Source organism: Paractinoplanes aksuensis (assembly GCF_024137025.1).
In the GTDB taxonomy this organism is placed as follows: Bacteria; Actinomycetota; Actinomycetes; order Mycobacteriales; family Micromonosporaceae; genus Actinoplanes; species Actinoplanes aksuensis.
On sequence record NZ_JAMYJR010000023.1, the window covers coordinates 109,802 to 136,128 of the forward strand.

Annotated in this window: 21 protein-coding genes and 1 pseudogene; 10 read left to right on the plus strand and 12 right to left on the minus strand. The window is 71.5% G+C overall.

Annotation, left to right across the window (positions count from 1 at the left end; all coding sequences use genetic code 11):
- Positions 1–129 precede the first annotated feature (129 nt).
- Positions 130–906 carry a DUF5995 family protein gene (locus tag M1L60_RS21360; protein WP_253239225.1) on the plus strand — a complete coding sequence of 259 codons (777 nt, stop codon included), beginning with the start codon at positions 130–132 and terminating at the stop codon, positions 904–906.
- Here the strand turns inward: M1L60_RS21360 and M1L60_RS21365 are convergent.
- Together M1L60_RS21365 and M1L60_RS21370 are read right to left on the minus strand one after the other, a co-directional pair.
- Positions 892–2,091, minus strand: a complete 1,200-nt coding sequence (locus M1L60_RS21365) for an RNA polymerase sigma factor (RefSeq protein WP_253239226.1) — start codon at positions 2,089–2,091, stop codon at positions 892–894. The genes M1L60_RS21360 and M1L60_RS21365 overlap by 15 nt on opposite strands.
- 7 nt (positions 2,092–2,098) lie before the next feature.
- On the minus strand, positions 2,099–2,467 hold the full coding sequence (locus M1L60_RS21370) for a YciI family protein (protein WP_253239227.1): 369 nt from the start codon (positions 2,465–2,467) through the stop codon (positions 2,099–2,101).
- A gap of 158 nt (positions 2,468–2,625) precedes the next feature.
- Between M1L60_RS21370 and M1L60_RS48540 the strand changes: the two are divergent.
- Positions 2,626–2,955 (plus strand): annotated as a pseudogene (locus M1L60_RS48540) (DUF2625 family protein); the annotation flags it as partial.
- 52 nt (positions 2,956–3,007) lie between these two features.
- Here M1L60_RS48540 and M1L60_RS21380 read toward each other — a convergent pair.
- The 3 genes from M1L60_RS21380 to M1L60_RS21390 form a co-directional block, all read right to left on the minus strand.
- Entirely contained in the window at positions 3,008–3,418 is a 411-nt protein-coding gene (locus tag M1L60_RS21380) for a VOC family protein (RefSeq protein WP_253239228.1), read from the minus strand.
- Positions 3,419–3,562: 144 nt separating this feature from the next.
- A complete protein-coding gene (locus M1L60_RS21385; RefSeq protein ID WP_253239229.1) occupies positions 3,563–4,117 on the minus strand; it encodes a TetR/AcrR family transcriptional regulator in 555 nt (184 codons plus the stop codon).
- Positions 4,118–4,211: 94 nt separating this feature from the next.
- Positions 4,212–5,732 (minus strand): MFS transporter, encoded by a 1,521-nt coding sequence (locus M1L60_RS21390; protein WP_253239230.1) that lies wholly within the window; start codon positions 5,730–5,732, stop codon positions 4,212–4,214.
- A 243-nt stretch (positions 5,733–5,975) separates the two neighbouring features.
- Here M1L60_RS21390 and M1L60_RS21395 point away from each other — a divergent pair, with 243 nt between their 5' ends.
- From M1L60_RS21395 to M1L60_RS21405, 3 genes are all read left to right on the plus strand, one after another.
- Positions 5,976–9,002 (plus strand): discoidin domain-containing protein, encoded by a 3,027-nt coding sequence (locus tag M1L60_RS21395; protein ID WP_253239231.1) that lies wholly within the window; start codon positions 5,976–5,978, stop codon positions 9,000–9,002.
- Positions 9,003–9,120: 118 nt separating this feature from the next.
- Complete coding sequence (locus tag M1L60_RS21400; protein ID WP_253239232.1) at positions 9,121–9,492, plus strand: VOC family protein; 372 nt, start codon at positions 9,121–9,123, stop codon at positions 9,490–9,492.
- A gap of 100 nt (positions 9,493–9,592) precedes the next feature.
- Positions 9,593–10,168, plus strand: coding sequence for a DUF305 domain-containing protein (locus M1L60_RS21405; RefSeq protein ID WP_253239233.1), 576 nt, complete (start codon positions 9,593–9,595; stop codon positions 10,166–10,168).
- Positions 10,169–10,208: 40 nt separating this feature from the next.
- Here M1L60_RS21405 and M1L60_RS21410 read toward each other — a convergent pair whose 3' ends face one another.
- Both M1L60_RS21410 and M1L60_RS21415 read right to left on the minus strand, forming a co-directional pair.
- A complete protein-coding gene (locus tag M1L60_RS21410; protein WP_253239234.1) occupies positions 10,209–10,805 on the minus strand; it encodes a GNAT family N-acetyltransferase in 597 nt (198 codons plus the stop codon).
- Between the two features lie 58 nt (positions 10,806–10,863).
- Positions 10,864–12,261, minus strand: coding sequence for a DUF1996 domain-containing protein (locus tag M1L60_RS21415; RefSeq protein WP_438862140.1), 1,398 nt, complete (start codon positions 12,259–12,261; stop codon positions 10,864–10,866).
- Between the two features lie 156 nt (positions 12,262–12,417).
- Between M1L60_RS21415 and M1L60_RS21420 the strand changes: the two genes are divergently transcribed.
- Positions 12,418–13,452, plus strand: a complete 1,035-nt coding sequence (locus M1L60_RS21420; RefSeq protein ID WP_253239235.1) for a LacI family DNA-binding transcriptional regulator — start codon at positions 12,418–12,420, stop codon at positions 13,450–13,452.
- Positions 13,453–13,471: 19 nt separating this feature from the next.
- Here the strand turns inward: M1L60_RS21420 and M1L60_RS21425 are convergent, their stop codons facing one another.
- From M1L60_RS21425 to M1L60_RS47905, 4 genes are all read right to left on the minus strand, one after another.
- Complete coding sequence (locus M1L60_RS21425) at positions 13,472–13,711, minus strand: hypothetical protein (RefSeq protein ID WP_253239236.1); 240 nt, start codon at positions 13,709–13,711, stop codon at positions 13,472–13,474.
- 170 nt (positions 13,712–13,881) lie between these two features.
- Positions 13,882–14,973, minus strand: coding sequence for a calcium:cation antiporter (locus M1L60_RS21430; protein WP_253239237.1), 1,092 nt, complete (start codon positions 14,971–14,973; stop codon positions 13,882–13,884).
- Positions 14,974–15,001: 28 nt separating this feature from the next.
- Positions 15,002–15,640, minus strand: coding sequence for a response regulator (locus M1L60_RS21435; protein WP_253239238.1), 639 nt, complete (start codon positions 15,638–15,640; stop codon positions 15,002–15,004).
- Positions 15,637–17,679: a sensor histidine kinase gene (locus M1L60_RS47905; protein WP_253239239.1), complete on the minus strand. Its 2,043-nt coding sequence runs from the start codon at positions 17,677–17,679 to the stop codon at positions 15,637–15,639. The genes M1L60_RS21435 and M1L60_RS47905 overlap by 4 nt, the downstream gene beginning before the upstream one ends.
- Before the next feature lie 113 nt (positions 17,680–17,792).
- On the opposite strand from M1L60_RS47905, the gene M1L60_RS21445 reads away from it, so the two are divergent.
- Complete coding sequence (locus tag M1L60_RS21445; protein ID WP_253239240.1) at positions 17,793–18,800, plus strand: glutathione S-transferase family protein; 1,008 nt, start codon at positions 17,793–17,795, stop codon at positions 18,798–18,800.
- On the opposite strand, the gene M1L60_RS21450 is transcribed toward M1L60_RS21445, so the two are convergent.
- On the minus strand, positions 18,797–19,441 hold the full coding sequence (locus M1L60_RS21450) for a Rossmann-fold NAD(P)-binding domain-containing protein (protein WP_253239241.1): 645 nt from the start codon (positions 19,439–19,441) through the stop codon (positions 18,797–18,799). The two genes, M1L60_RS21445 and M1L60_RS21450, sit on opposite strands and share 4 nt — an antisense overlap.
- Positions 19,442–19,529: 88 nt before the next feature.
- Here M1L60_RS21450 and M1L60_RS21455 point away from each other — a divergent pair, with 88 nt between their 5' ends.
- The 3 genes from M1L60_RS21455 to M1L60_RS21465 all read left to right on the plus strand — a co-directional run bounded on the left by M1L60_RS21455 (position 19,530) and on the right by M1L60_RS21465 (position 26,175).
- Positions 19,530–22,304 carry an SWIM zinc finger family protein gene (locus M1L60_RS21455; RefSeq protein ID WP_253239242.1) on the plus strand — a complete coding sequence of 925 codons (2,775 nt, stop codon included), beginning with the start codon at positions 19,530–19,532 and terminating at the stop codon, positions 22,302–22,304.
- A 69-nt stretch (positions 22,305–22,373) separates the two neighbouring features.
- Positions 22,374–23,435, plus strand: coding sequence for an ATP-binding protein (locus tag M1L60_RS21460; protein ID WP_253239243.1), 1,062 nt, complete (start codon positions 22,374–22,376; stop codon positions 23,433–23,435).
- Positions 23,428–26,175, plus strand: coding sequence for a DUF5682 family protein (locus M1L60_RS21465; RefSeq protein ID WP_253239244.1), 2,748 nt, complete (start codon positions 23,428–23,430; stop codon positions 26,173–26,175). The genes M1L60_RS21460 and M1L60_RS21465 overlap by 8 nt, the downstream gene beginning before the upstream one ends.
- Positions 26,176–26,327: the final 152 nt, after the last annotated feature.

The following is a 26,327-nucleotide window of genomic DNA, read 5'->3' on the forward strand; positions in this document are numbered from 1 at the left end:
GCCGCTACGTAGATCTACCGATCCCTACGTACGCCGGTTTTGGAAGTCTGTGGCCACGGGGGAGCACCACCCGGCGGCCACCGCCGCCGGGTGGTGCTAGGGGCCCTCCGCCGATGTGGAGGAGAACCGATGAACCAGTCGGTCTGGGGACCTGTGCAACGGGAGATGACCGATCTCCTCCAAGGGCACCCCGACGACGTCCCCGCCGTGGTCGAGCAGCTCAAGGAGCTTCAGAGCATCCTGGGTCACGTGCCGCCGCTGCTGCGGGAGAACCCGCTGTGCGACTTCAACCAGCTCTACCTGACGATCACCGAGGGTGTGCTCGAGCGGTTGTACGCCGGCAAGTTCAAGGACCCGGCTTTCCTGTCCCGCCTCGACGTGGAGTTCGCGACCCGCTACTTCGACGCGCTGCGGGCCTGGGCCGGCGCCGGCACCAGCCCGCGCTGCCCCGAGGTGTGGGTCTGCCTGTTCCAGCGCATCGGTGGGCCGGACTGCCGTCCGCTGCCGTCGGCCTGCGCCGGGGTCAACGCGCACATCAACTACGACCTGCCGTTCGCGCTGGTCACCACGTTCGACCACCTGGGCCGCGACCCGATCGACGACAGCGACCAGCACCACGACTACCTCGAGATCAACGACATCTTCGCCGACGCGATCCCCGGCCTGCGACGCGGCTACCTCGAGAAGTGGCAGCTGCTGATCGACACGATGAACGGCTGCCTCGACGACTGGTGGCAGGGCGAAGCGGTCGAATACACCCGCAACGTGGCCTGGCGCAACGCGCAAAAGCTGTGGGGCGTACGCCATGACATGCTGGCGACCGACCGCGAGCGCGCCGGCCTCGACCGAACGGCGGCCGGCCTCAGCAAGTTGCTGCTCTCGCCGCTGGGCTCATTCCTGCAATAGCGCGCGGGCCCGCAGATACCGCTGCTCCGGGCCGCTGGTGGTCAGTTTGGCCGCGGCCAGATAGGCCTCCCGCGCCTGCTCGGCGAAGCCGGCCTGTTCCAGCAGGTGAGCCCGGACGGCGGCCAGGCGGTGGTTACCGGCCATCCGCTCGTCACCGGCCAGCTCCCCGATCACGGCCAGCCCGGCCAGCGGCCCCCGGGTGCGGGCGACGGCGACGGCCCGGTTCAGCGTCACCACCGGCCCCGGCGAGATCGTCTCGAGCACCTCGTACAGGGCCAGGATCTGCGCCCAGTCGGTCTCGGCATCACTGGCCGCCTCGTCGTGCAACGCGGCGATGGCGGCCTGCACCTGGTAGGCCCCGATCGGCCCGCGACCCAGCGTCGCCGACACCAGACCGACACCCTCGGTGATGCGATCCTTGCTCCACAGTGACCGATCCTGCCGATCGAGCGGCACCAGCTCCCCGGCGGCCGTCGTGCGGGCGGCCCGACGGGCATCGGTGAGCAGCATCAACGCGAGCAGCCCAGCCGTCTCGTGATCGCCGGGCACGAGCGCGCGCAACAGCCGCGCCAACCGGATCGCCTCGCCGGTCAGCTCGGCCCGCTGCAACTCCGGCCCACCGCTCGCGGTGTAACCCTCATTGAAGATCAAATACAGCACTTGCCGTACGACCTTCAGCCGCTCAGCCCGCTCCGGCCCGGCCGCCGGCGGCGGAAATTCGGCCCCGCTCCGGCGGATCGTCTGCTTGGCCCGGCTGATCCGCTGAGCCATGGTCGCCTCCGGCACCAGAAAGGCGGAGGCGATCTCGGCCGTGGTGAGCCCACCGACGGCCCGCAACGTGAGCGCCAACTGCGACGGCGGCGACAGCGACGGATGCGCACACAGAAAGAGAAGAGCCAGCGTGTCGTCCTGGTCGGGCACGTCGCCACCGGGGTCGGCCAGGGCCTCGGCCGCTTCCCGGCGGCGCCGCGCGCTGTCACTGCGGAACTCGTCCACCAGCCGCCGCGTCGCCACCGAGATCAGCCACGACCGGGGGTTGGCCGGCGTGCCCTCCCGGGGCCACTGGATCGAGGCCGCGAGCAACGCCTCCTGCACAGCATCCTCAGCCGCGTCGAACTGACCGTAGCGGCGCACGAGCGCCCCCAGCACCTGCGGCGCCAGCTCCCGCAACACCCCGTCCAGCACGACCGGCTCAGTTCTCCTCGTAGTCGGGCGGACCGTCGGGCACCTCGCGCAGTTCCACCTTGCGGGACCAGTGGGCCACCCGCCCGGCGAGCTCGACCGCCCGCTCCTCCCCCGCCACGTCGAGAATCCAGAATCCGGCCAGCGACTCCTTGCTCTCCGCATACGGTCCGTCGGTCACCGCCACCTGCCCGTCCTCGTAGCTGACGGTCTTGGCCGTCGACGGGAAGGCCAGCCCGTGGGCCGCCACGAGCTCCCCCGACTTCCCCAGTTCGGCGTTGAAGTCCCCCATGAACGTCATCATGTCCCGCACCCACGCCGGGTCAGCCGTGGCCGCCATCTCGCCACCATCCCCGAACATCATCACGATGTACTTCATCGCCGAACCCCTCTCGCTTGCCGTTGTCGCCCGGTAGTCGGAGCCGCCGACTCCCGCTCGACATGCTCGCCGAACTTTCTCAGAATTTCCGAGTCACCAGCCACGGCGTCCCTCCGCGATCAGTGGCGCTGGAAAGCTGACGGCACGGAACAACCGACCTGGGCGGAAATCACGACGACGGCCGCCGCGGCTCCCTATCCGGTGCAGGTGCTGCCGGTCGACCCCGAACAGGCGGCCGGCCGACCGCCGGGCCGACGATCCACTACTTCGGCCCGGAAGATCGGGCTCGGCAGGATCTCGAGCTGGGCTACGGCGACTGGTTGCACGCGATGCCGGCCGGCGCCCTGACCGAGTTCGCGGCCGGCCTGCGGTGGCCCGGCTGGGCGGCCGAGGTGGCCGGCGTTGCACTCGACGAGGGCATCAGCGCCTTCCCACCGCCCTGGACGGTCGAAGGCAAAGACGTCACGGCAATGTCCCGCCAACCCGTCTGGCTCACCGAGCTCGTGACGGTGCACCAGGACATGGCCCGCCAGCTCGGCTTCAGCCGCGACCAGGCCAGACCGGCCCCTCGTCGGTCCACACCACACCGCGGTTGCGGCAGAGGCAGAAGGGATGACCGACGGGGTCGGTGTAGACGCGCCACCCGTAGCCGTCGGCGCCGATGGAATCCTGCTGCAGGGTCGCGCCGAGGGCCAGCACCCGGCTCTGCTCGGCCTCGATGTCGTCGACTTCGAAGTCGAGGTGGAACTGTTTGGGGTGCTCGTTGTCGGGCCACTGCGGGGCGCGGTAGTCGGCCACGGTGTTGAAGGCCAGCTCGATCTCGCCGAACTGAACACCGGCCCAGTTCTCGTCGCTGCCCGCCTTGACCGGGCGACCCGTCACCTCGGCATAGAACGCGGCCAACTTCATCGTGTCCGGGCAGTCGATGATGAAATCCGTGAGTCGGAGCATCCGGTGAGCCTGCCACAAGACGCCTCACGACGACTCCCGCTCCACGAGAGCTGGAACCACCGCAATGTGAGTGCCAGCGGCAACGGCGGCAGGTCTGGACTGTCATCGCCGTCCGGATCGGCCGCTCCCCGGCAGTGCCGGGTGTCAGGGCGCCTCCGGGTCGCGGTTGGCCAGGGCGGCGATTTGCTCGCTGAGGTAGTGCACCGTCGGCGGCGGGATTGCGGTGCCGGTGAGTGCCTCGTGCAGCCAGAGGCCGTCGGCGGCCAGTTGGGCGAGCAGCATGTTCAGCTGGCGGCCGGTCGGCGGAGGGCTGCCGGGCGATGGCGGGGCCCAGCGGTGCAGCACGCCGGTGAGTGGCGCGCTGAGGTCCGGGTCACCGGCGGTGTCGAGCAGCAGCAGGAGTTCGGCCCGGGTGACGCTCTGGGTTGTGGTGCGGATGTAGGCGGTCAGGCGCTCGACGTCGGACAGTTGGTCGGCGGGCGCGCCGGCCAGGCCGGTCATCGTCGCCTCCCATTGGCCGGCAATGTGTTCCTGGACCCCGCGCAGCAAGTCCTCGCGGGTGGCGAAGTGGTAGACCAGACCGGCCTTGGTCAGTCCGGCCTCCTCCGCGACCGACTCGTAGGTCACGCCGGCCACGCCGTCGCGACCGATCACGCGCAGGGCGGCCTCGATGATGACGGTCCGCTTGCTGGGGCGCATGGTTGCCGCTTTCGTCATGGGTCCGGAACGCAGGGCTGAAGTCAGTGACCGGACCGCGGGGCTGAAGTGAAAAGGCCGGGAGGCTGGGCTGGAGTCAGTGGCCGGGACGCAGGGCTGAAACACTAGCGGGGCCGTGGTGCCGCAGGAGCCGTGCGGTGACCGCGGCTCCGGCGGCCAGGACGACGGCGATGACGGCCATCGTGACCAGGTAACCGGTGTCGTACGCGGCGTTGGCGGCCTCGAGGATCGCCGGGTTGCCGGCCCCGGACGCGTGGGCGTCGGGCAGACTTTCCCGGGCTGCCGCCGGGGCGCCGGCCGGCAGTCTCACCGTCGTGGCGTATACGAACGTGACCAGGCTGCCCAGCATTGCCACCGCGATCACCGAGCCCAATTCGTACGACACCTCCTCGACGGACGAGGCCATACCGGCCCGGCGGGCCGGGACGTTCCCGACGATCGCCGTCGAGGCGACCGCCATGACCGAGCCGAGCCCGGCCCCGGTGACCACCAGGCCGAAGACCAGCAGCGCGAAGCCGGCGGACAGACCCACCGCGACCAGAACCACCCCGCCCGTGGCCAGGGCCAGGCCCCCGGCGATCATCGGACGCAGACCCGTGCGGTGCAGGAACGCCCCGCCCAGCAGCGCCGTGGGCAACGAGCCGAGGGCGGCCGCGGCCACCAGCAGGCCCGCCGCCAACGGTGTGAACCCTTCGACCAGTTGGAACCGCTGGGTGGTGACCAACTGCAGACCGCCGACGGCGAACATCGACAGCCCGGCGGCCAGCACCCCCGCGGTGAACGCCGGGTTGCGGAAGATCGCGAAGTCGATCAGCGGGTGCGCGAGGCGCTGTTGGCGCCGGACGAACAGCCGGAAGCCGATGATCGACGTGATCGCCGCCACCGCGACCACTGCCGGGTTCGGCGGGCGGTGCCCGAGCTCCTTGATCGTGAAGACGGCGCCGACCAGGCCGGCCATCACCTGCACCGAGGACAGCAGATCCCAGGTCTTGCCGGGGTCCGGCTGGTCCCGCGGCGCGAGCGACAGCACCGCGACGACGGCCACGATCACCACCGGCACGTTGACCAGGAACACCGAACCCCACCAGAACGCTTTCAGCAGGGCGCCCCCGGCGATCGGGCCGAGCGCCATGCCGACGACCGACAGCGAGCCCCACACCGCGATCGCGAGGTTGCGCTCGCGTTCGACCAGGAACGTCACCCGGATCAGGGCCAGCGTGGCCGGCATCATCGCGGCCGCGCCGACCGCCAGCAGCGCCCGGGCCGCGATCAGCAGCCCCGCGCTGGGCGCGAACGCCGCGACCAGCGACGCGACGCCGAAAACGACGAGCCCGATCAGGAACATGCGGCGGTGCCCGACCCGGTCGCCGAGGGTTCCGCTGCCCAGCAGCAGACCGGCCATCACCAGCGGATAGGCGTTGATGATCCACAGACTCTGGGCGCCGCTCGCGCCGAGTTCCTCGGTCAGTGTCGGCAACGCCGTGTAGAGGATCGAGTTGTCCAGCGTGATCAGCAACAACCCCGCACCGATCGTGACCAGCACACCCCACCGCCGCGCCGCGGTCAGACCGGCGTCCCGCGTTCCCACAGCACTCATGCATTAACTGTACTGCTCGTATAGTTACGAGGTCGCCAGTGAAACAGATCACGGAGCGCTTGGAGAACGCTCTCCCAGTTGCTGCTCGATCGAAGCGGCACCGGCCGGTAATGCGGTGATTCGAGAGGGTTCCGGAACCGCGACTCACCGCGAGCTATTGACACGCGTGAAAGCACGGCGTAACACTCCAGCCATTCATGGAGAGCGCTTTCCCCGAGCGTCCCGACATCCCCAGGAGTTTCCGTGAACCCGGCTCACTCGCCGCCCCGCGTGTGGCGGCGCCTTGTCATCCCCGTCGTGCTCGGCCTCGCGGCCGCGTACCTGACCCTGGTCGCGCCGCACGGCGCGTATGCCGCTGACACCCTGTTGTCGCAGGGTAAACCCACCACCGCCTCGTCCAACGAGACCGCTGACACCGTGGCCGCCAACGCGACCGACGGCAATGCGGGCACCCGCTGGTCGAGTGTGTTCGCCGATCCGCAGTGGTTGCGGGTCGACCTCGGCGCCACCGCGACCATCACCTCGGTGGTGCTGCAATGGGAGGCCGCCTACGGGACGGCGTACCAAATTCAGACCTCACCCGACGGCAACGCCTGGACCTCGATCCACACCAGGACCAACGGCACCGGCGGCACCGAGACGCTGACCGTGAACGGCAGCGGCCGGTACGTGCGGCTGTACGGCACGGTCCGTAACGGCGGCTACGGCTACTCGCTGTGGGAGTTCAAGGTGTACGGCTCGTTCGGTGGCACCACGCCGACCGATCCGCCGCCGACCACCCAGCCGCCCGGCAACTTCACGACGGTGTGGGAGGACAAGTTCGACGGTCCGGCCGGCACCTCGCCCTCGGCCGCCAATTGGCTTCTGCGTACGGGAACGCAGTATCCCGGCGGGGCCGCGAACTGGGGCACCGGCGAGGTCGAGACGGCCAGCAACAGCACGGCCAACGTCTCGCTCGACGGCGCCGGGCGACTGAGCATCAAGGCCATCAAGGACGGCAGCGGCAACTGGACCTCCGGTCGCCTCGAGACCCAGCGCACCGACTTCGAGCCGCTGGCCGGGCAGCAGACCAAGTTCACCGCCGTGCTCAAGCAGCCCGACGTGGCCAACGCGCTCGGCTACTGGCCTGGCTTCCGGGCCACCGGTGCGGCGTACCGGGGCACCTACAACAACTGGCCCGGCGTCGGCGAGACCGACATCATGACCGGCGTCAACGGCCGCAGCCAGCTCGCGCAGACCCTGCACTGCGGCACCGCCCCCGACGGGGTGTGCGCCGAGTACAACGGGCGCTCGTCGGGCTTCGCCAGCTGCACCGGCTGCCAGACCGGCTACCACGAGTACACGCAGATCATCGACCGCACCAAGACCGACGAGGAGATCCGCTTCTACCTCGACGGGCGGCAGACCTGGGTCGTGCGGCAGTCGCAGGTCGGCGTCACGGCCTGGCGGGCGGCCGTGCACCACGGCTTCTTCCTGCGGCTCGACCTGGCCATCGGCGGTTCGCTGCCCAACGCGATCGCCGGGCGCACCACCCCGACGCCGGACACGACCTCGGGCGGCGTGCTCAGCGTGGACTCGGTCAGCGTGGCCCGCACGGCCACCGGCACGGTGCCGGCCGCGATGACCGACCCGGCCGCGCCGACGGCGCCGAACGTGGTGCGGGTCACCGGGACCCAGGGCAACTGGCAACTGCAGGTCAACGGAGCCCCGTACCAAGTGAAGGGTTTGACCTATGGGCCGCCGCAGGCGGCTGCGGACGGTTACATGCGTGACCTGAAGAACATGGGCGTCAACACGATCCGCACCTGGGGCGTGGACGACGCCAACACGCCGACGCTGCTCGACCGGGCGTCCCGGCAGGGCATCAAGGTGATCGTCGGGCACTGGCTCAACCAGGGCGCCGACTACGTCAACGACACCGCGTACAAGAACTCGGTCAAGGCCGAGATCGTGGCCCGGGTCAACACGCTGAAGAACAACCCGGGCGTCCTGATGTGGGACGTGGGCAACGAGGTCATCCTCACCATGCAGGACCACGGGCTGCCGGCGGCCGAGGTCGAGGCGCGCAGAATTGCGTACGCGAAATTCGTCAACGAGGTGGCCGTGGCCATCCACGCGGCCGATCCCAACCACCCAGTGACCTCGACCGACGCGTACACCGGGGCCTGGCCGTACTACAAGGCGCACGCGCCGGCGCTCGACCTGCTCGCGGTCAACTCGTACGGGGCGATCGGCAACATCTATCCGGACTGGCAGGCCGGCGGCTACACCAAGCCGTACATCATCACCGAGGCCGGTCCGGCCGGCGAGTGGGAGGTGCCCAACGACGTCAACGGGGTGCCGACCGAGCCCACCGACCTGCAGAAACGCGACCAGTACGCGAGCAGCTGGGCCGAGATCAACGCGCACCCGACGGTGGCGCTGGGGGCGACCGAGTTCCACTACGGGCTCGAGAACGACTTCGGTGGGGTGTGGCTCAACACGACCACCGGCGGGTGGCGGCGGCACGGCTACTACTCGCTGAGCCGGGCCTGGACCGGGCAGACGCCGGCCAACACGCCGCCGGAGATCACGGCCATGACCGTCTCCAACCAGACCGCCGTACCGGCCGGGGGTTCCCTGACCGTCGGGGTGACTGCCCGTGACCCTCAGGGCGACCTGATCCGCTACAACCTGATGTACTCCGACAAGTACGCGGGTGGTGGCACCGGGCTGACCAACGTCACCTTCAGTGACAACGGCAACGGCACGTTCACGGCCCAGGCCCCGCCGCGGCTCGGGGTGTGGAAGGTCTACGTGTACGCCTTCGACGGGCACGGCAACGTCGGCATCGAGCAGAAGTCGATCCGCGTGGTGGCGCCGCCCGAGACCGGGACCAATCTGTCGCGTGGCAAGACGACCACCGCCTCCACGTATCAGCCGACCGGCACGAACGGGCCGCAGCTTCCCTCGTACGCCACTGACGGTGACTATGGCACCCGGTGGGCCAGCGAGTGGGTCGGGGCGGCGTGGCTGCAGGTCGACCTGGGCTCGGTGCAGTCGTTCAACCACGTGCGGCTGGCCTGGGAGGCGGCGTACGCGACCGGCTACCAGATCCAGACCTCGAACGACGGCTCCAACTGGACCAACGTCTATGCCACGAGCAGCGGGGACGGTGGGTTCGACGAGCTCAGCGTGTCGGGTAGTGGACGGTATGTCCGCATGAACGGGCTGACCAGGGCCACCTCGTACGGGTACTCGCTCTACGAGTTCGGCGTCTACCGCCGCTGAACGCCCCTTGTAACGGGTGCCGTGGCCTCGGCCGCGGCGCCCGTTCGCGTGAGCCCGTACTTTGGCCCTTCTCGCGTCCCGCCCGGAGTTTTAGGGTCGTCGGCAAGGAGGTGACGAGATGGACAAGGTGATCCATTTCGAGGTGCCGTTCGAGGACGGCGAGCGGGCCACGGCGTTCTATGCCGAGGCCTTCGGCTGGCAGCTCAACTCGATGCCCGGCTATCAGTACTCGCTGGCCACGACCACGCCGACCGACGAGCAGGGCCGCCCCACCGAGGGCGGCATCAACGGCGGGATGCTGGCCCGGCAGGGGCCGATCACCGCGCCGGTCATCACGATCGGGGTCGACAGCATCGACGACGCGATCGCCCGGATCGAGAAGCTGGGCGGCCGGGTCGCGATCGGCCGCTCCCCGGTCGGCACGATGGGCTTCAGCGCCTACTTCCACGACACCGAGGGAAATCTCATCGGGCTGTGGGAGAGCGTCTAATTCCGTCGCCGGTGACGGGCGCGGGTGGCGCGAATAACAGAAACATTCGTCAATTTCGACTCATTGACACCGGCCGCGGTAAACGACGAGACTTTCGTACGTGAAAGCTTTTCCCTGTCTGCTGCTCGTCGGTGTGCTCGGGTTGGCGGGCTGCTCGGCGACGGGGAGCCGGCCGGCCGCGCCGCCGCCGGCCGGGGCCTCGGCGCCGGCGGCCCCGGTGGCCGCTTTCGGCGGCACCGACCTGGCCTGGATCGAGATCAACATCGCGATGGACGAGCAGTTGCTACCGCTGCTCACCCTCGTGCCCAAACGCACCACGACGCCCACCATGCTGGCCCTGGGGGTGCAGGTCAAGGCGTTCACCGAGGCCGAGCTGAGCATTCTGCGCCAGTTGCACGCGCGGGCCGGCCTGCCCGACGATAACCCCCACGAGGGCATGCCGATGCCCGGCATGGTCACGCCCGAGCAGGTGCGCGAGGCCGCCTCCCTGGCCGGCCCCGCCTTCGACGAGACGGTCACCGCGCACATCCGGGCCCATCTGGAACAGAGCCAGAGTCTGGCCCGCAGCGAGGACAAATCGGGGGTCGAGCCGCAGACCCGCGATTTAGCCCTGCAGATTCTGCGCACCCGCGACGTGGCACTGTCCACAATGCCGAGCGCACCCGCCGCCGAATGAAAGAACGGGCACCGTCGATAATGACGGCGCCCGATCCCGCCTATCCCGGCCGAGCGGGCAGTTCGATCGACATCACGCAGTTCTTCAGCCCTTTCGGCCGGACGTAGGTGAAGCCGAGCCGCTCGTAGAGCCGACGGGTGCCGTTGTAGAGGAACGACGACGACATCTTCTTCGTCTGGCCGGTCAGGTCGTGCGGATAGGCCTCGACCACGCCGCCACCAGCCCGTGCGATGAGGTCGAGCGCGCCCCGGATCGCGATCTCGGTGACACCGCGGCGGCGGTACCTCTTGTCGACGAAGACGCAGGTGATCCGGAAGTCGGGGTCACGGTCCTTCTCGGCGTCGTACTGCTTGCGATGGTGGATGGTGGGCAGCTCGGCCGGCGTGCCGTACTCCGCCCAGGCGACGGCCAACTCGCCGTCCATCACCAGCGCCGCGTGGGCGGCGCCGGCCTCGACGTACGCCTTCTTCAGTTCGCGGTTGGCCTCGGCCCCCTGCCCCCGCTCGGGGCCGTCGGGATGGAACCAGATGCACCAGCAGCCGCCGAAGATGCCGTTGTGCCGCTGCACGAGTGCGTCGAAGGCCGGCCAGGTCTCGGCCGTCAGAGGCCTGACCTCCAGCGTCGCATCGGTGCTCATGGGCCTACCGTAGAACGGGCGCCGCCCGTTGGACGACGCCCGTTCGTTCAGCGACTTGTCACGGCAGCTCGTAGTTCGCGTTCAGGGCGGCCCCCCGCTCGGGCTTGTAGAGGTCGAAGCCGCGCGGGTCGCACTGCAGGCCGCCGTTGATGCAGTGGCGGACCAGGGCGGCCAGCGTGGGCCCGTCGAACGCGTTGAACACGTCGTAGTGGAACGAGAAGCCCCGCCCGCTCGAGAAGCGGACGTTGGACATGTTCCCGCTGACCGGCCAGGCCATCTTGAACTCGATCATCGGAACAGCCACCGGGTGCGAGGTCGGACACACCCCCAGCACCGGGTACGCCATGTGGCTCTTGTGATCGGGGGTGTCCAGGTGCAGCCCGTTCCAGCAACTGGGGGCCTGGAACCGCACGTTGAGCTGGCTTCCGGCCGCGCAGTTGGCCGGGATGTCCCAGTTGAACGACAGGTCGCCACACTCGAAGCCCTCGACCGCGCCCGGGTGGTTGCGGAAGTCGTCGAGCGTGGCCGTCGGGCTGCCGACCAGGTAGCGCAGACCGGCCGGGAACGGCCGCACGCTGCGGTAGTCGATGACGCCCGACTTGTAGTAGATGACCTGACGGCCCACCGGCTGCACGGCGGTGTCACCGTTCAGCAGGGTCGGCATCCAGTAGCCGGTCTTGTCGCCGGGCGTGATGCACGAGGTGTTGCCGGCTTTGAGGCTGTTGTACGTCGTACCCGCGTTGGTCGTGGTGTTGCCCATGAACGTGTGCGAGTGCGAGGCGCCGGGCAGCCCGGGGAAGACGATCGGGTCGTCGTTGAGGTTGCTGCGGCTCACTGCGCAGTTCATCTGGAACTCGTGGTGGGTCGTGGGCGGGTTGGTGTCGGGCGGCGTCGCGGTCGACGGGATCACCCCGGTCACCGGCGGGTCGGCCAGGACATAACCCGGGCCGCCCGTCGGGGGCGTCGAGGTGAGCGTTCCGTAGACCTGGAACTCGTACAGCGAGTAGCCGTAGCCGGTGCCCCGCTGCGTTCCGTACATCCGGACGTAGCGACCGGAGCCGTTCACCGACAACGTCTGGGTGCCGCCGGTGGCCGTGGTCGTGCTGTAGACGTTCGTCCAGTTGTTGCCGTCGGCCGAGGTCTGGATCTGGAAGGCCTTGGCGTACGCCGCCTCCCAGGTCAGCTTGACCTGGCTGATGGTGGCCGTGCCGCCGAGGTCGACGCGCAGCCATTGCGGGTCGCTCCACACGCTGCCCCACCGGGTGGTGAGGTTGCCGTCGACCGCGCCGGCCGCCGGGGCGCCGCCGTTCTCGGTCGACGAGGCGAGCGTGGGGCGGCCCTGCGAGATCAGGGTGTCGGCGGCCTGAGCGGCGTGGACACCGGTGAGGACGGCGGTCGCGGTGAGGGCCGCGACCGCGCCCAGGGTCAGGATGCGCCTGGGTCGTAGGGGATTCACGAAGTCTCCTTCGGGGTTGGAGAGCGCTTTCCGAGTGTTACGCCGCGATGTCAAGGGCGTCAATACGTACGCGGGTTTCTGCTGGTTCCGGAACTTCGGTCCGCTCACTTCCCGCATGGAGGGAGAGCGCTCTCCCTCTGTGCTATAAAGACGTCCATGAGAACCGAGCGGCTCCCGACCCTCGAGGACGTGGCCCGCATCGCCGGGGTGTCCCGGGCCACCGTCTCCCGCGTCATCAACGGGATCCGCAACGTCGACCCCCAGCTCCACGAGGTCGTGTGGGACGCCGTGGGCCGCACCGGCTACGTGCCCAACCGGCTGGCCCGCTCGCTGGTCACCCGGCGCACGGGCACCGTGGCCCTGGTCGTCTCCGACTCCGAGTCGCACGACGACGACCCGTTCATGAGCCGGTTCTTCGCCGACCCGTACTTCGGCCGCGTCGTCGGCGGCCTGATGAGCGTGCTCCGCCAACAGGGCGTGCAGCTCGCCCTGCAGATCGTCGGCACCGACGAGGCCCGCAAACGCCTGGTCGGCGACCTGCGCAACGGCCAGGCCGACGGGGCGATCGTGCTCTCGCTGCCCGCGGTCGACCCGCTGCCCCGCATGCTCACCGAGGGCGGCGTGCCGGCCGTGCTGATCGGCCGCCCGGCCGAACCGGTCCCGATCGACTACGTCGACCTGGCCAACGACACCGGGGCCGCCCTGGCCGCCGAACACCTGCTGAACCGAGGCGCCCACCGCCTCGGCATGATCTCGGGCCCGGCCGACGTCCCGGCCAGCAGCGACCGCGTGGCCGGCTTCCGCCGCGCCCTGGCCCGCCGCGGCCACGGCTGGGTCCCGATCGAAACAGGAAACTTCACCCGCGACAGTGGCGAGACGGCGATGCGGGCCCTGCTGGCCGAGAACCCCCAGCTCGACGGGGTGTTCGTGGCCAACGACCTGATGGCGCTGGGCGCTCTGGCCGTGCTGCGCGAGGCCGGCCGCCGCGTGCCGAAGGATGTCGCCGTGGTCGGCTTCGACGACAGCAGCGCCGCGGTGGCGGCGTCGCCCGCTCTGACCACGGTGCGGCATCCGCTGGAAGACATGGCCGCCGAGGCCGCGCGCCTGCTACTGGCCCGCATCGAAGACCCGGCAATGCGCGTCTTCTCGGTCATCTACGAGCCGGCCCTGGTCGAGCGAGAATCGGCCTGACGGCGAACGATGTCCGGAGCTACTCCCCTTCGCGGACGATCTGGCGGACACGTTCCCGGCTGTAGCCGGTGGCGGCCACGATGTCCACCTGGCGCATCCCGACCCGGTCGGCGGCTCGGATCTCTTCGGCCAGCTCGCCGCGCGCCTGGTCCACTTTCTCGCGCGCGTCAGCCACGATCCGGGCGGCCCGCTCCTGCGCGCGCGGGACACCGTCCTCCGCCGCTCGCAGCTTGCGCACCGCCGCCTCCAGGTCAGCCATTCGGCCATCGTCCCGGGTAAGCCAGTAGGCCAAGTCGTTTGGATAGCTAAGTGGCCAAGTTATTATCTTACGGTTTGGCCAAATAGCAAGTTAGATAATTGGCGTACGGCTGACAGGCAAGCGGTTCGTCGACCGGGCTGGTCAGCCGTGCTGCACAGAAAGACCCGGCGTCATGGGCTGGCCGCCAGGAAGAGGAAGGCGGCCATCAGGGCCAGGTGGACGCCGCCCTGCAGGACGTTGGCTCGGCCGGGGACGATGGTCAGGGTGCCGACCACGACGGTCAGGCCCAGCAGCACCATCTGGGTGCCACCCAGGCCCAGCAGCAGCGGCCCCTCCAGCCAGATCATCGCGATCGCGATGGCCGGGATGGTCAGGCCGATGCTCGCCATCGCCGACCCCACGGCCAGGTTGAGGCTCGTCTGCACGCGGTCGCGGGCCGCCGCGCGCACCGCCGCGATCGTCTCCGGCAGCAGCACCAGCAGGGCGATCACCACGCCGACGACGCCGGGTGGGAGGCCGATCGATTCGACGCCGGACTCGATCGACGGGGACACGCCCTTGGCCAGGCCGACCACCGCGATCAGCGCGGCCATCAGCACCCCCAGGCTGGCCAGCGCGAGCCGTCCGCTCGGCGGGTCGAGGTGTTCCTCCTGGTCGATGACCTTGCCGCTCGAGGTGATGGGCAGGAAGTAGTCGCGGTGGCGCCGGGTCTGCACAGTCACGAACAGCCCGTACAAAGCGAGCGACGACACCGCCGCGAAGGCCAGTTGGGCCGGCGAGAACTGCGGGCCGGGGCGGCTGGTCGTGAAGCTGGGCACGACCAGGCTGAGCGTGGCGATGGTGGCGACCGTGGCGAAGGCGCCGCCGGTGCCCTCGGCGTTGAAGACCGCCACGTGCCGGCGCAGGGCTCCGACCAGCAGCGAGATGCCGAGCAGGCCGTTGCAGGTGATCATCACGGCGGCGAAGACGGTGTCGCGGGCCAGGGACTGGGTCTTCTCGCCGCCGCTGATCATCAGGGTGACGATCAGGGCGACCTCGATGATGGTGACCGCCACGGCCAGCACCAGGGAGCCGAACGGCTCGCCGACCCGGTGGGCGACCACCTCGGCATGGTGGACGGCGGCCAGCACGGCCCCGCCGAGCAGGCAGGCCGCGATCACGACCACGACCGACGGCAGGTCACGTCCCCAGGTCAGCACGAGGGCGACGAGGGCGACGATCGGAACGAACACCGTCCACTGCCGGAAGAAACTGACTACCATCAGGTCACTCTGTCAGACCTGACCGTGGTCAGTGCCCGAGTCCGGCTTCCCGCGCCCGCACGATCGCCTCGGACCGGTCGGCCACCTGCAGCTTGGCGAAGACATTGGACACGTTGTTGCGCACGGTCTTGGGCGACAGATAGAGCGCGGACGCGATCTGGCCGTTGGACCGGCCGGCCGCGAGCAGGTCGAGGATCTCCCGCTCGCGCGCCGTGAGCTGCGGAAACGCCTCGGTCGGGGCGGCCGGCCCGGCCGCGAAGAACTCGGCTATGCGCAGGGCCAGGGTGGCCCCGAAGACGGCTCCGCCGGCGGCCACGGTGGTGATCGCGCGGACGATCTCCTCCTGCTCGGCCCCCTTGACCAGGTAGCCGCGGGCGCCGGCCCGGACCGCGGCGAAGACTGTGCCGTCGTCCTCGGACATGGTGAGCACAACGATGCCGACCCCGGGCGCGTCGGTAGCCAGTTTGCGGGTGGCCTCGACGCCGTTGAGCCGGGGCATCTGCACGTCCATGACCACCACGTCGGGCTGCAGCCGGGTCGCGGCGGCCACCGCCTCGACGCCGTCGGCCGCGGTGCCGACCACCTCGAGCCCGTCGACCGTGGCCAGCAGCACGGCCAGCCCGTCGCGGTAGATGGGATGGTCGTCGGCGACGAGTACCCGGATCACACCAGCACCCCCATCGGCAGTCGGGCCCGCACGACCGTTCCGCGGCCGTCCGGGCACTCTATGCGGCAGTCCCCGCCCAGTTCGGCGGCGCGCTCACGCAGCGAGACGAGCCCGACCCCGCTGGGGGTGCCGGCCGCGATGCCCACGCCGTCGTCGGTCACCTCGACGAGCAGGGCGCCGTCCTCGGTCGTCAACCGCACCGTGGCCGTGGTCGCGCTCGCGTGCCGGGCCACGTTGGTCAGCGCCTCGGAGGCGATCCGGTAGGCGGCGACCTCGACCGCGGCGGGCAACCGGTCCAGTTCGTCATCACCCTCGACCGTGACGGTGAGGCCGGGTGCCCGCAGCCGGGCTGCTTGCTGGCGTACGGCACCGAGCAGTCCCACGTCGTCCAGTGCGGGCGGCCTCAGGTCGTGCACGAGACGGCGTACGTCGGCCACGGCTGACGTGACGTCCTCGCGGGCCTGACGCAGCAGCTTGTCGGCCTCGTCGGGTTTGCGTGCGGCCAGGTTGCGGGCGGTGTCGATGCGCAGCCCGACCCCGCCCAGCGTCGGGCCCAGGCCGTCGTGCAGGTCGCGGCGCAGGCGACGGCGTTCCTCCTCGCGGGCGGCGACGATCAGCTCGCGGCTGCGCTGCAGCTCCTGGGCCAGGTGGGCCGAGCGGGCGGCGATCGCGGCCTGCCGCACGACGTCGGCCAGCAGGCGCTCGTCGCGGGCCCGGTTGGCCAGGACGGCCCGCTTCGGCAGCACGACCCGGCCGATGGTCTCACCCCGGTACGTGATCGGCAGCGCGCGGGTCGGGCCGCCGGGCGCACCGAAACTGGCCACCACCTGCTCACCGCCGGGGCGATCAACTTCGACCACGACGTACGGAATTCTGAACGCCCCCGCCACCACCCGGGCCACCGCGAGAAGTTCGTCGGACGGCGAAGCCGACCGTTCCAGCTGTTCGGCCAGGCCGGCCACCACCTGGTACGGGTCGTCGCGGCGGCCCAGCACGAGCCGGCGCACCGCCCGCCACAGCCGGTGCCGCAGCGGCCCGTAACCGGCGGTGACGACGAGCATGGCGACCACGGCGGCGTCCCGTTCCGGCAGCTGACGGCCGAGCAGGGCGCCGGTCGCGCCGAGCACGCAGGCGTCGACGGCCAGGACGGTGACGGCCATCGCGCCGTAGAGAACAGTGCCGCCGAGCAGCCGGTCCACGTCGAGCAGGCGCGGACGGATCAGGGCGACGGCGATCGCGGCGCCGGTGAGCCCGACCGCGGGGCCGATGGCGATGCTGGTGAACCCGGGCAGGACCAGCGCCGACAGGAAGACCAGGACGTCGGCCAGCCCGGCCCAGAGCAGCCAGCGCAGCGCGAGCCGGTCGTCGCCGGTCGCGCCGCGGAACCGCCGCACCACCACCACGAACGACACGATCATGCCGAGCGGCAGCAGCACCCACAGAGTCGAGAGCAGCGGGACCCACACGCCGTCGGGCAACGGCAGCGAGGCGGGGTCGAGGTTCAGGCCGGCGAGCACGGGATTCGAGGGCTGGCCCGCCCGTTCGTCCGCGACCCAGGCGGGCACGACCAGGGTGGCGAGCGGGGCCAGAGAAGCAAGAGCCAGTCCCACGTACGCAATGAGCTTCCACCGCCCCTGCGGCAGGCGCCCACCGGGATAGAGCAGCAGCAACAGCGGCAGCCAGATGAGCAGCGCGGCGCCGAGCCGGTTGTAGATCCAGAACGCGGCCGACGCGCCGGGCCGATCGTTGAGGGTCGAGTAGGCGAGCCACGACGCGGCCGCGCCGTCGACGATCCAGTGCAGCCCGGAGCCGATGAGCACCCAGGTCACCGGGTGCCGGGGCAGGCGGCGCAGCATGATCGCGCCCGGGACGAGCAGGCCGAGCCCGGGCAGGCCGACCGTCCAGACCATCTCGGTGCCGGTCAGCTCGCGGTGCCGGCCCGGCACCCGCAGGTCGAGGACGGTCGCGGCCACCAGGACGGCCACGGCCACGCCGACCAGGGCGACCGCGGCGGCGGAGCGGCGTTGAACGGGGGTCACGGGCGTCATCGTCGCAGGTGAGGCGTCCCGCGGTCAGTGGGCGAATGTCCCGGATGACCCGGGACATCGACTTTCGGTGGGCGCTCGGTCACCGCACGAAGCAGGATAGGGACATGGCGTACGTGAACCCGCAGGGCGAATTCACCCGGGATCAGCGGTACATCGCGACCCGGATCACCGAGGACGGCCGCGACGGCTACCCGGTCGAACCCGGGCGTTATCGATTGGTGGTCGCCCGCGCCTGCCCGTGGGCCAACCGCGCCATCATCGTGCGGCGCCTGCTCGGCCTCGAGGACGTGCTCTCGATGGGCATCTGCGGGCCGACCCACGACGAGCGCAGCTGGACCTTCGACCTCGACCCGGGCGGGCGCGACCCCGTGCTCGGCATCGAGCGGCTGCAGGAGGCGTACTTCAAGCGCATCCCGGACTACGACAAGGGCATCACCGTGCCGGCGATGGTCGACGAGACGACCGGGCAGGTGGTCACCAACGACTTCGCGCAGATGACGATCGACCTGTCACTGGAGTGGACGCGCTACCACCGCGAGGGGGCGCCCCAGCTCTACCCGGAAGAGCTGCGCGACGAGATCGACAAGATCAACAAAGCGGTGTTCACGGAGGTCAACAACGGCGTCTACCGGGCGGGCTTCGCGGGCACCCAGGAGGCGTACGACAAGGCCTACGATCGGCTCTTCGCCCAGCTCGACCAGCTCTCGGAGCGGCTGGCCGGTCAGCGCTACCTGGTCGGCGACACGATCACCGAGGCCGACGTGCGGCTGTTCACGACGCTGGCCCGCTTCGACGCGGCGTACCACGGGCACTTCAAGTGCAACCGCAGCAAGCTGACCGAGATGCCGGTGCTGTGGGCCTATGCCCGCGACCTGTTCCAGACGCCGGGCTTCGGCGACACCACCGACTTCGTCCACATCAAGCAGCACTACTACATCGTTCACAAAGACATCAATCCGACCGGCATCGTGCCCAAGGGGCCCGACCTCCAGGGCTGGCTGACGCCGCACGACCGCGAGAAGCTGGGCGGCCGCCCGTTCGGCGACGGCACTCCCCCACCGCCGCCGAAACCGGCGGAACGGGTGCCCGCGGGACACGGCGCTGTTGCTTAACGGAAGTCGATGTTCTCGACGATGTGGTTCGGGAAGCCGACCCGGGCCGCGCGCAGCATGGCCTGGGCCAGCTTGTCGGTGGTGGTGACGTATTTGGGGGCGATGCGCTCGAGCAGCGGGACGATCGGGCCGACGGCGGTGTAGATCGTGTTGTACCAGCCGGTCTTGGAACGGACGCCGCGCGTGGGCTGGATCATGCCGGGGCGGAAGGCGTAGCCGTTGGGCAGCAGGGCGATGATGTCCTGCTCGGCGCGCCCCTTCACCCGCTGCCACATCTGCCGGCCCTGCAGGTTGGTGCCTGCGCCCGAGACGTACACAAATGTGGTTTGGGGGTTGATCTCGGCGAACGTGCGGGCGGCGGCCATCGGGTAGTCGTAGCTGACCCGGGTGTAGGCGGTCTCGTCCATGCCGACCGACGAGACGCCCAGGCAGTAGAGACAGGCGTCGGAGCCGCGCAGGTCGTCCTTGATCGGGCTCAGGTCGGTGAAGTCGTTCAGCTTCACCTCGCGCAGCTTGGGATGAGAAACCCCGGTTGGCGTACGGATGACCGCCAGCACCTCGTCGACGTCGGGCGCCAGCAGACTTTCGCGCAGCGCGCCCTGGCCGACCATGCCGGTCGCCCCGAAAACCACGACCTTCATAGTTCCCCCTCGGTGAGCTCGCCTCGATCATGTCATCGGGCCGCCGGGGCCCGGCAGAATTGTCGTACCCGCCGCCTAGGGTTTTCCCGTGACCGTTGAACGATGGCCGGCCGCCCAGGTCGAGACGCTCGCCCCCGATGCCCCGTCGGTCAAGGCCGCCCGCGGCCTGTCCGGCCCCGGGTCGTGGTCAGCCACCGGGCGGCTCGACGACATCCTGTGGGGACAGTGCCGCAGCTACCAGGTCTGCGTCGACCTGGCCGGGCCCGCGTTCAAGTGCAACTGCCCCAGCCGCAAGATTCCCTGCAAGCACGCGCTGGGCCTGCTGCTGCTCTGGTCCGAATCCGATGTGTCCGACGCCCCCGCGGCCGATTTCGCCCGCGAGTGGCAGGCCGCGCGGGCGGCCCGGGCTGCGGCCAAGCCCAAATCGGCCGCCACGGCTCCCGATCCGGCGGCCGCGGCCAAGCGGGTCGAGCAGCGCGCCGAGCGGGTCGCCGGCGGCCTGGCCGAGCTGCGCCGCTGGCTCGACGACCAGATCCGCCAGGGCCTGGCCGGCGCGCAGCGCGGCGGCCACCAGCCGTTCGAGGCCATGGCCGCCCGCCTGGTCGACGCGCAGGCGGGCACCGCGGCCGGGGCCGTGCGACGGCTCGGCTCGGTCGCCGGCGTCGGCCCGCACTGGGCCGACCGGCTGCTCGGCGAGCTCGCCCTGCTGCGCCTGCTCGTCTCCGGGTACGAGCGTCTGGCCGAGCTGCCGCCCGAACTGGCCGCCACCGTCCGCAGCCGCATCGGCTTCCCCATGCCGACCGACGAGGTGCTGGCCGGTCCCCGCGTCGCCGACCGGTGGCAGGTGCTGGGCCAGGTCGACTCCGACGAGGGCGCGCTGACCACCCGGCGCACCTGGCTGCGCGGCGCCGAGCAGGGCCGGTTCGCGCTCGTACTGTCGTTCGCCGCCCCCGGCCAGCCGCTGGTCTCCGACCTCGTCCCCGGCACCGAGTTCCGGGGTGAGCTGGCCTTCTATCCCGGCGCGGCCCCGCTGCGGGCGCTGGTGGCCGAGCGGGTCAGCGCGGCCGAGCCGTTCCGATCCCCCGACGGCGCCGTCCCGCCGGCCGAGGCACTGGCCTTCTACTCCACGACGATCACGGCCGAGCCCTGGCGCTACGACGCCCCGGTGCTGCTGTCCGGGGTCGCGCCGAGCGCCGACGGCTGGCTGGTCGACGAGTCCGGCGCCGGCCTGCCGCTCGCCCCCGGCCACCGCGAACCGTGGTGGCTGCTGGCCGCGGCGGGCGGCCGCCCCGCGACAGTGGCCGCCGAGTGGTCGCCGGTCGGCCTGCGCCCGCTCGCGGCCTGGGCCGAGGGCGCGTTCGTGACCGCCGGCCCCCAGGTGCCCGACCCGGGCGCGCCCCGCTCGGCCGAGCTTCCGCCCGAGCTGCTGGCGGCCGCCCTGGTCGGCACCAACCGGCGGCCCTGGGCGGGCGAGTCGTCGCTGCTCGACGCGGCCGCTGTGGCCCTCACCCGTCACCGGGCGGGCGTGCTGCCGGGCCTTGGGCACATCGCCGTGCCGGCCGCGCCCGACGAGACCACCGCTCCCCTGCCCGGCCCGGCCGGCCATCGCGTGCAGCGCATCCTGGCCGGGGCCGTGCCCGGCGGCGCCCAGCTCGCCCAAGAGCTGCTGGCCCAGTGGCTCGCCGCCGCGGCCGAGCGGGGCGGCCACGTGCCCGCGGTCGTGCTGCCCGCCCTGCTCGACGCGGGCCGCCGCAACTCGATCGTCCGCCCGGCCCTGGCCCGGGTGGCCGGCCGGCGCGGCTCCTGGCTGGCCGGCATGCGCGCCGACTGGCGCTGGCTGCGCGACGAGACGCCGGTGGCCGTGGTGCTGCCCGACTGGCACACCGGCAGCTCGGGCGAGCGGCTGGGCCACCTCACCGCGCTGCGCGCGACCGACCCCGGCCGGGCCCGTGAGCTGCTCGAGAGCACCTGGGCCCAGGAGTCCTCGGACGACCGCGCCCGGTTCCTGGGCGCGCTGGCCACCGGCCTCGGCCCGGCCGACGACCCGTTTCTCGAGCAGGCCCTCGACGACCGCCGCAAAGAGGTGCGCGAGGCCGCGCTCGGCCTGCTGCGCCAACTGCCCGGCTCCCAGCTGCGTGCCCGCATGAAAGAGCGCGCCCTGTCCCTGGTCCAGCGCGAGCGCCGGCTGCTGGGGGCCGACCGGCTCACCGTCACCCCACCCCAAGAGCTCGACGCCGTCCTGCGCCGCGACGGCGTGGCCGCCACACCCGCCCGCGGCATCGGGGTGAGCGCCTGGCTGCTCGAAGAGGTCGTCGCCGCGGCCCCGCTCGACACCTGGTCCGAGCCCGCGACGATGCTGCGGCTGGCCCGCAACAACGACTGGGAGGGTCCGCTGCTGCACGGCTGGGCCAAGGCCGCGGTGGTGCAAGAGGATCCGGCCTGGGCCGCCGCGCTGCTCCGCGAGTCGTCCGGCTCGCTGCGCGAATCCGTCCGGTGGGACCTGCATCTCGTGCTGCCGCCCGACGAGCTGGGCCGGCTCGCGGCCGACGCCCTGCGCCGCGACGACGGGCTGGCCACCCGGCTGCTGTCGCTGCACCCCGGCCACTGGCCCGAAGAGCTGTCGGTCGCCGTGCTCGAGACGATCGCCCACCGGGCCCGCACCGACCGCCACAGCTGGCAACTGGGCGAGCTGTGCCGCGCGGCCGCCCTGTCCATGCCCCCGGGCTACGCCGACCTCGTCGGCCGCCTGGCCGGCCAGCTCGACCAGGAACCGGCCGACGCCTCCCGGGTGCGCCCGGTGGCCGACCTGGCCCGCACCCTGACCTTCCGCTCCCAGATGCTCGACGAGCTCAAACCCGCCTGACCCGACCCCGATTTTTCTGTCAGAGGTGGGCGATAGCCTTCGGCTCTGGCGAAGACCAAGGAGCTTCACGTGACCGCACTGCGCCCGCACGCCGAGGATCAGTACGCCGAAGAGCTGGCCCTGCTGGCCGCGGCCGACGACCGTCCCCGCCCGCCCGGCTGGCGGCTCTCGCCCCAGGCCGTGGTGACCTATCTGCTGGGCGACGGCGCCAAGATCACGCCGAAGTACGTCGGCCCCCGCCGCCTCATGGAGGTCGCGGTCTCCACCCTCGTCACCGACCGCGCGCTGCTGCTGCTCGGCGTGCCCGGCACGGCCAAGACCTGGGTCTCCGAACACCTCGCGGCCGCCATCTCGGGCGACTCCACCCTGCTCGTGCAGGGCACCGCCGGCACGGCCGAAGAGGCCATCCGGTACGGGTGGAACTACGCCCGTCTGCTGGCCGAGGGCCCGACCGACGCCGCGATGGTGCCCAGCCCGATCATGCGGGCCATGCAGACCGGCACGATCGCCCGGCTCGAAGAGCTGACCCGCGTGCCCTCCGACGTGCAAGACGCGCTGATCACCATCCTGTCCGAGAAGACGCTGCCGGTGTCCGAGCTCAACACCGAGGTGCAGGCGCAGCGCGGCTTCAACCTGATCGCCACCGCCAACGACCGCGACCGCGGGGTCAACGAGCTGTCGAGCGCCCTGCGCCGCCGGTTCAACACCGTGGTGCTGCCCGTGCCCGCCTCGGCCGACGACGAGGTCGAGATCGTGGCCCGCCGGGTGGCCCAGCTCGGCCGCTCGCTCGAACTGCCCGAGGTGCCGGCCGCGCTCGAAGAGATCCGCCGCGTGGTCACGGTCTTCCGCGAGCTGCGCAGCGGCCTCACCGAGGACGGCCGCACCAAGCTCAAGTCGCCCACCGGCACCCTGTCCACGGCCGAGGCGATCTCGGTCATCACCAACGGCATGGCGCTGGCGGCCCACTTCGGCGACGGCCGGCTGCACCCGGGCGACGTGGCCGCGGGCATCCTGGGCGCGGTCGTCAAAGACCCGGTGTCCGACAGTGTGGTGTGGCGCGAATACCTCGAGACCGTGGTGCGCGAGCGCGCCGACTGGCGCGACTTCTACCGGGCCGCCCGCGATGCCTGAGCGGCTCTACGGCATCCGCCACCACGGGCCGGGCTCGGCCCGGGCGGTGGTGGCCGAGTTGGAGCGCCAGCCGCCCGAGGTGCTGCTGGTCGAGGGGCCGCCCGAGGCTGACTCGCTGGTGCGGTGGGTGGCCGACGCCGGGCTCGAGCCGCCGGTGGCGTTGCTGGGCTACGCGTCCGACGATCCGCGGCGGGCGGCGTTCTGGCCGTTCGCCGTCTTCTCGCCGGAGTGGCAGGCGATCCGCTGGGCGGTCGAGCGGGGGGTGCCGGTCCGCTTCTTCGACCTGCCGTTCGCCTACCGCCTGACCGGCGAGGCCCGCCCCGCACCCCGCCCGTCGCCGTCTTTACCGGGCGCGCCCGCCGCGGCCTCACCCGGCGGCCCCGATGCCCCGGCGCCGGGTCCGGGCGACTCCCGTTCGCAGGGCGGCGCTCCGGGCTCTGTGCCGTCCACTGCTCCGGACACCTTGCCGTCCGGGGGATTCGACTCGCACGGCGACACCCCGGGCACAGTGCCGTCCGGCGGACCTGACACCCAAGGCGACATCCCGGGTGCTGTGCCGTCCACCGCTCCCAGAGCCCTGCCGTCCGGCGGACCCGACTCGCGGAGCGGCATCCCGTCCGCCGGCCCAGACGCGACACCTCCAGGTGGTTCCGACACGCCCCACCCCGTCCCGTCCGACGGACCCGGCCGCGCTCCCAGCGCCGCTCACCCGGACAGCTCGACCCCTGCTCCCCACGCCGCTCACCCGGACAGCTCGATCCCTCCTCCCCACGCCGCTCACCCGGATGGCTCCGCCCCCGCTCCGGACGCCGCTCGCCCGGGCTTCGACGGCGCTCCGGGCGGCGTGGTGCCGGGCGACGGTGGAGCGGAAGAGCCGGCGGCGCCGGTGCGGCCGGTGGATCCGATCGGGGAGTTGGCGGCGGCGGCCGGGTATGACGATCCGGAGCGGTGGTGGGAGGACGTCGTCGAGCACCGCGGCATGCCGGCGTTCGAGGCCATTGCCGAGGCGATGACGGCCATCCGCGACACGTCGCCGGAGGACCCGGACGATCTGGTGCGCGAGGCGTACATGCGGACGGTGCTGCGCGAGGTGCGCAAGACCTATGACGACATCGCCGTCGTGTGCGGGGCCTGGCACGTGCCCGCGCTGACCCGCAAGGTCGCCGTCAAGGACGACACCGCGCTGCTCAAGGGGCGGAAGAAGGCCAAGGTCGACTTCACCTGGGTGCCCTGGACGTACGGGCGGCTGGCGTCCTGGTCCGGCTACGGCGCCGGGGTCAACTCGCCGGGCTGGTACCACCACCTGTTCACCTCGGCCGACGAGGTCGTGCCGCGCTGGCTGGTCGACGCGGCCGGCGTGCTGCGGGCCGAGGGGGTGCCCACGTCGTCGGCCCACGTCATCGAGGCCACCCGGCTGGCCGAGGCGCTGGCCACCCTGCGTGGGCGGCCCCTGGCCGGGCTGGCCGAGGTCACCGAGGCGGCCGAGTCGGTCATGTGCGACGGCGAACCGCTGCGGGTCGAGCTGATCACCCGCAAGCTCGTTGTCGGCGAGCGCCTCGGCGGGGTCCCGGACGACATGCCGGCCGTGCCCCTGGCCAAAGACCTGGCCGCCCAGCAGCGTACGACCCGGCTCAAGCCCGAGGCGCTGGAGCGCAACCTCGACCTCGACCTGCGCAAAGAGACCGACCTGCGGCGCAGTCGCCTGCTGCACCGGCTGCGCACGATCGGCGTCCCTTGGGGTGAGGGCACGACGACCCGGGGCAGCACCGGCACCTTCCGCGAGGAGTGGAAGCTGCGCTGGCAGCCCGAGTTCGCCATCCGGCTGGTCGAGGGCAGCATGTACGGCACCACGGTCGCCGCCGCCGCCACGGCCAAGGTGGTGCGGGCGGCCGACCAGGCCGAGACGCTGGCCGACGTCACCGCGCTGGTCGAGACGTGCCTGCTGGCCGACCTGGCCGACGCGTACCCGCGGGTGCTGGCCGCGCTCGACACCCGGGCCGCGCTCGACGCCGACGTGAACCACCTGATGGCGGCGATCCCGGCCCTGGCCCGCACGCTGCGGTACGGCGACGTCCGGCAGACCGACGTGGCCGGGCTGGCCGACGTGACGGCGAGCCTGCTGAGCCGGGTCTGCGCCGGCCTGCCGTCGGCGGTCGGCTCGCTGTCCGACGAGGCGGCCAAGGTGCTGCGCGACCGGGTCGACGGGGTGCACACCGCGGTCGGTCTGCTCGACGACGCCGACCTGCGGGAACGCTGGATGTCCACGCTGGCCTCACTGTCCGGGCGAGCCGACCTGCACGGCCTGCTGGCCGGGCGGCTGACCCGCCTGCTGCTCGACGCGGGCCGGCTCGACGGCGCCGAGGTGCGCCGCCGCCTGCGGCTGCCGCTGACCGTCGGCACGCCGCCGGCCCACGCCGCGGCCTGGGTCGAGGGCTTCCTGTCGGGCGGCGGCCTGCTGCTCGTGCACGACGACGCGCTGCTGTCGCTGCTCGACGACTGGCTGGCCGACATCCCGGCCGAAGCCTTCGACGACGTGCTGCCGCTGCTGCGCCGCACGTTCGGCGCGTTCGAAGCGGGCGAGCGCCGGGCCATCGGCGAACGCCTGGCCGGCCCCCGAGCCGCGGGCGACGAGACGGCAGGCGACGGCCTCGGCTTCGACCCGGCCCGGGCCGACCTGGTGCTACCCACCCTGACCGCCCTGCTGGGCCGCCCGATCACCGCCACCGGGGAGGCACGATGAACGGCAGCGACGCCGCACGCCGCGCACGCCCTGTGAGCGGCCAACGCCTTGTGGGCGACCACCTTGTCAGCGACCAACGCCGGGTGGGCGACCAACGCTTTGTGAGCGGCCAACGCTTTGTGAGCGACCACCAGCCCGTGCGGCACGGCCAC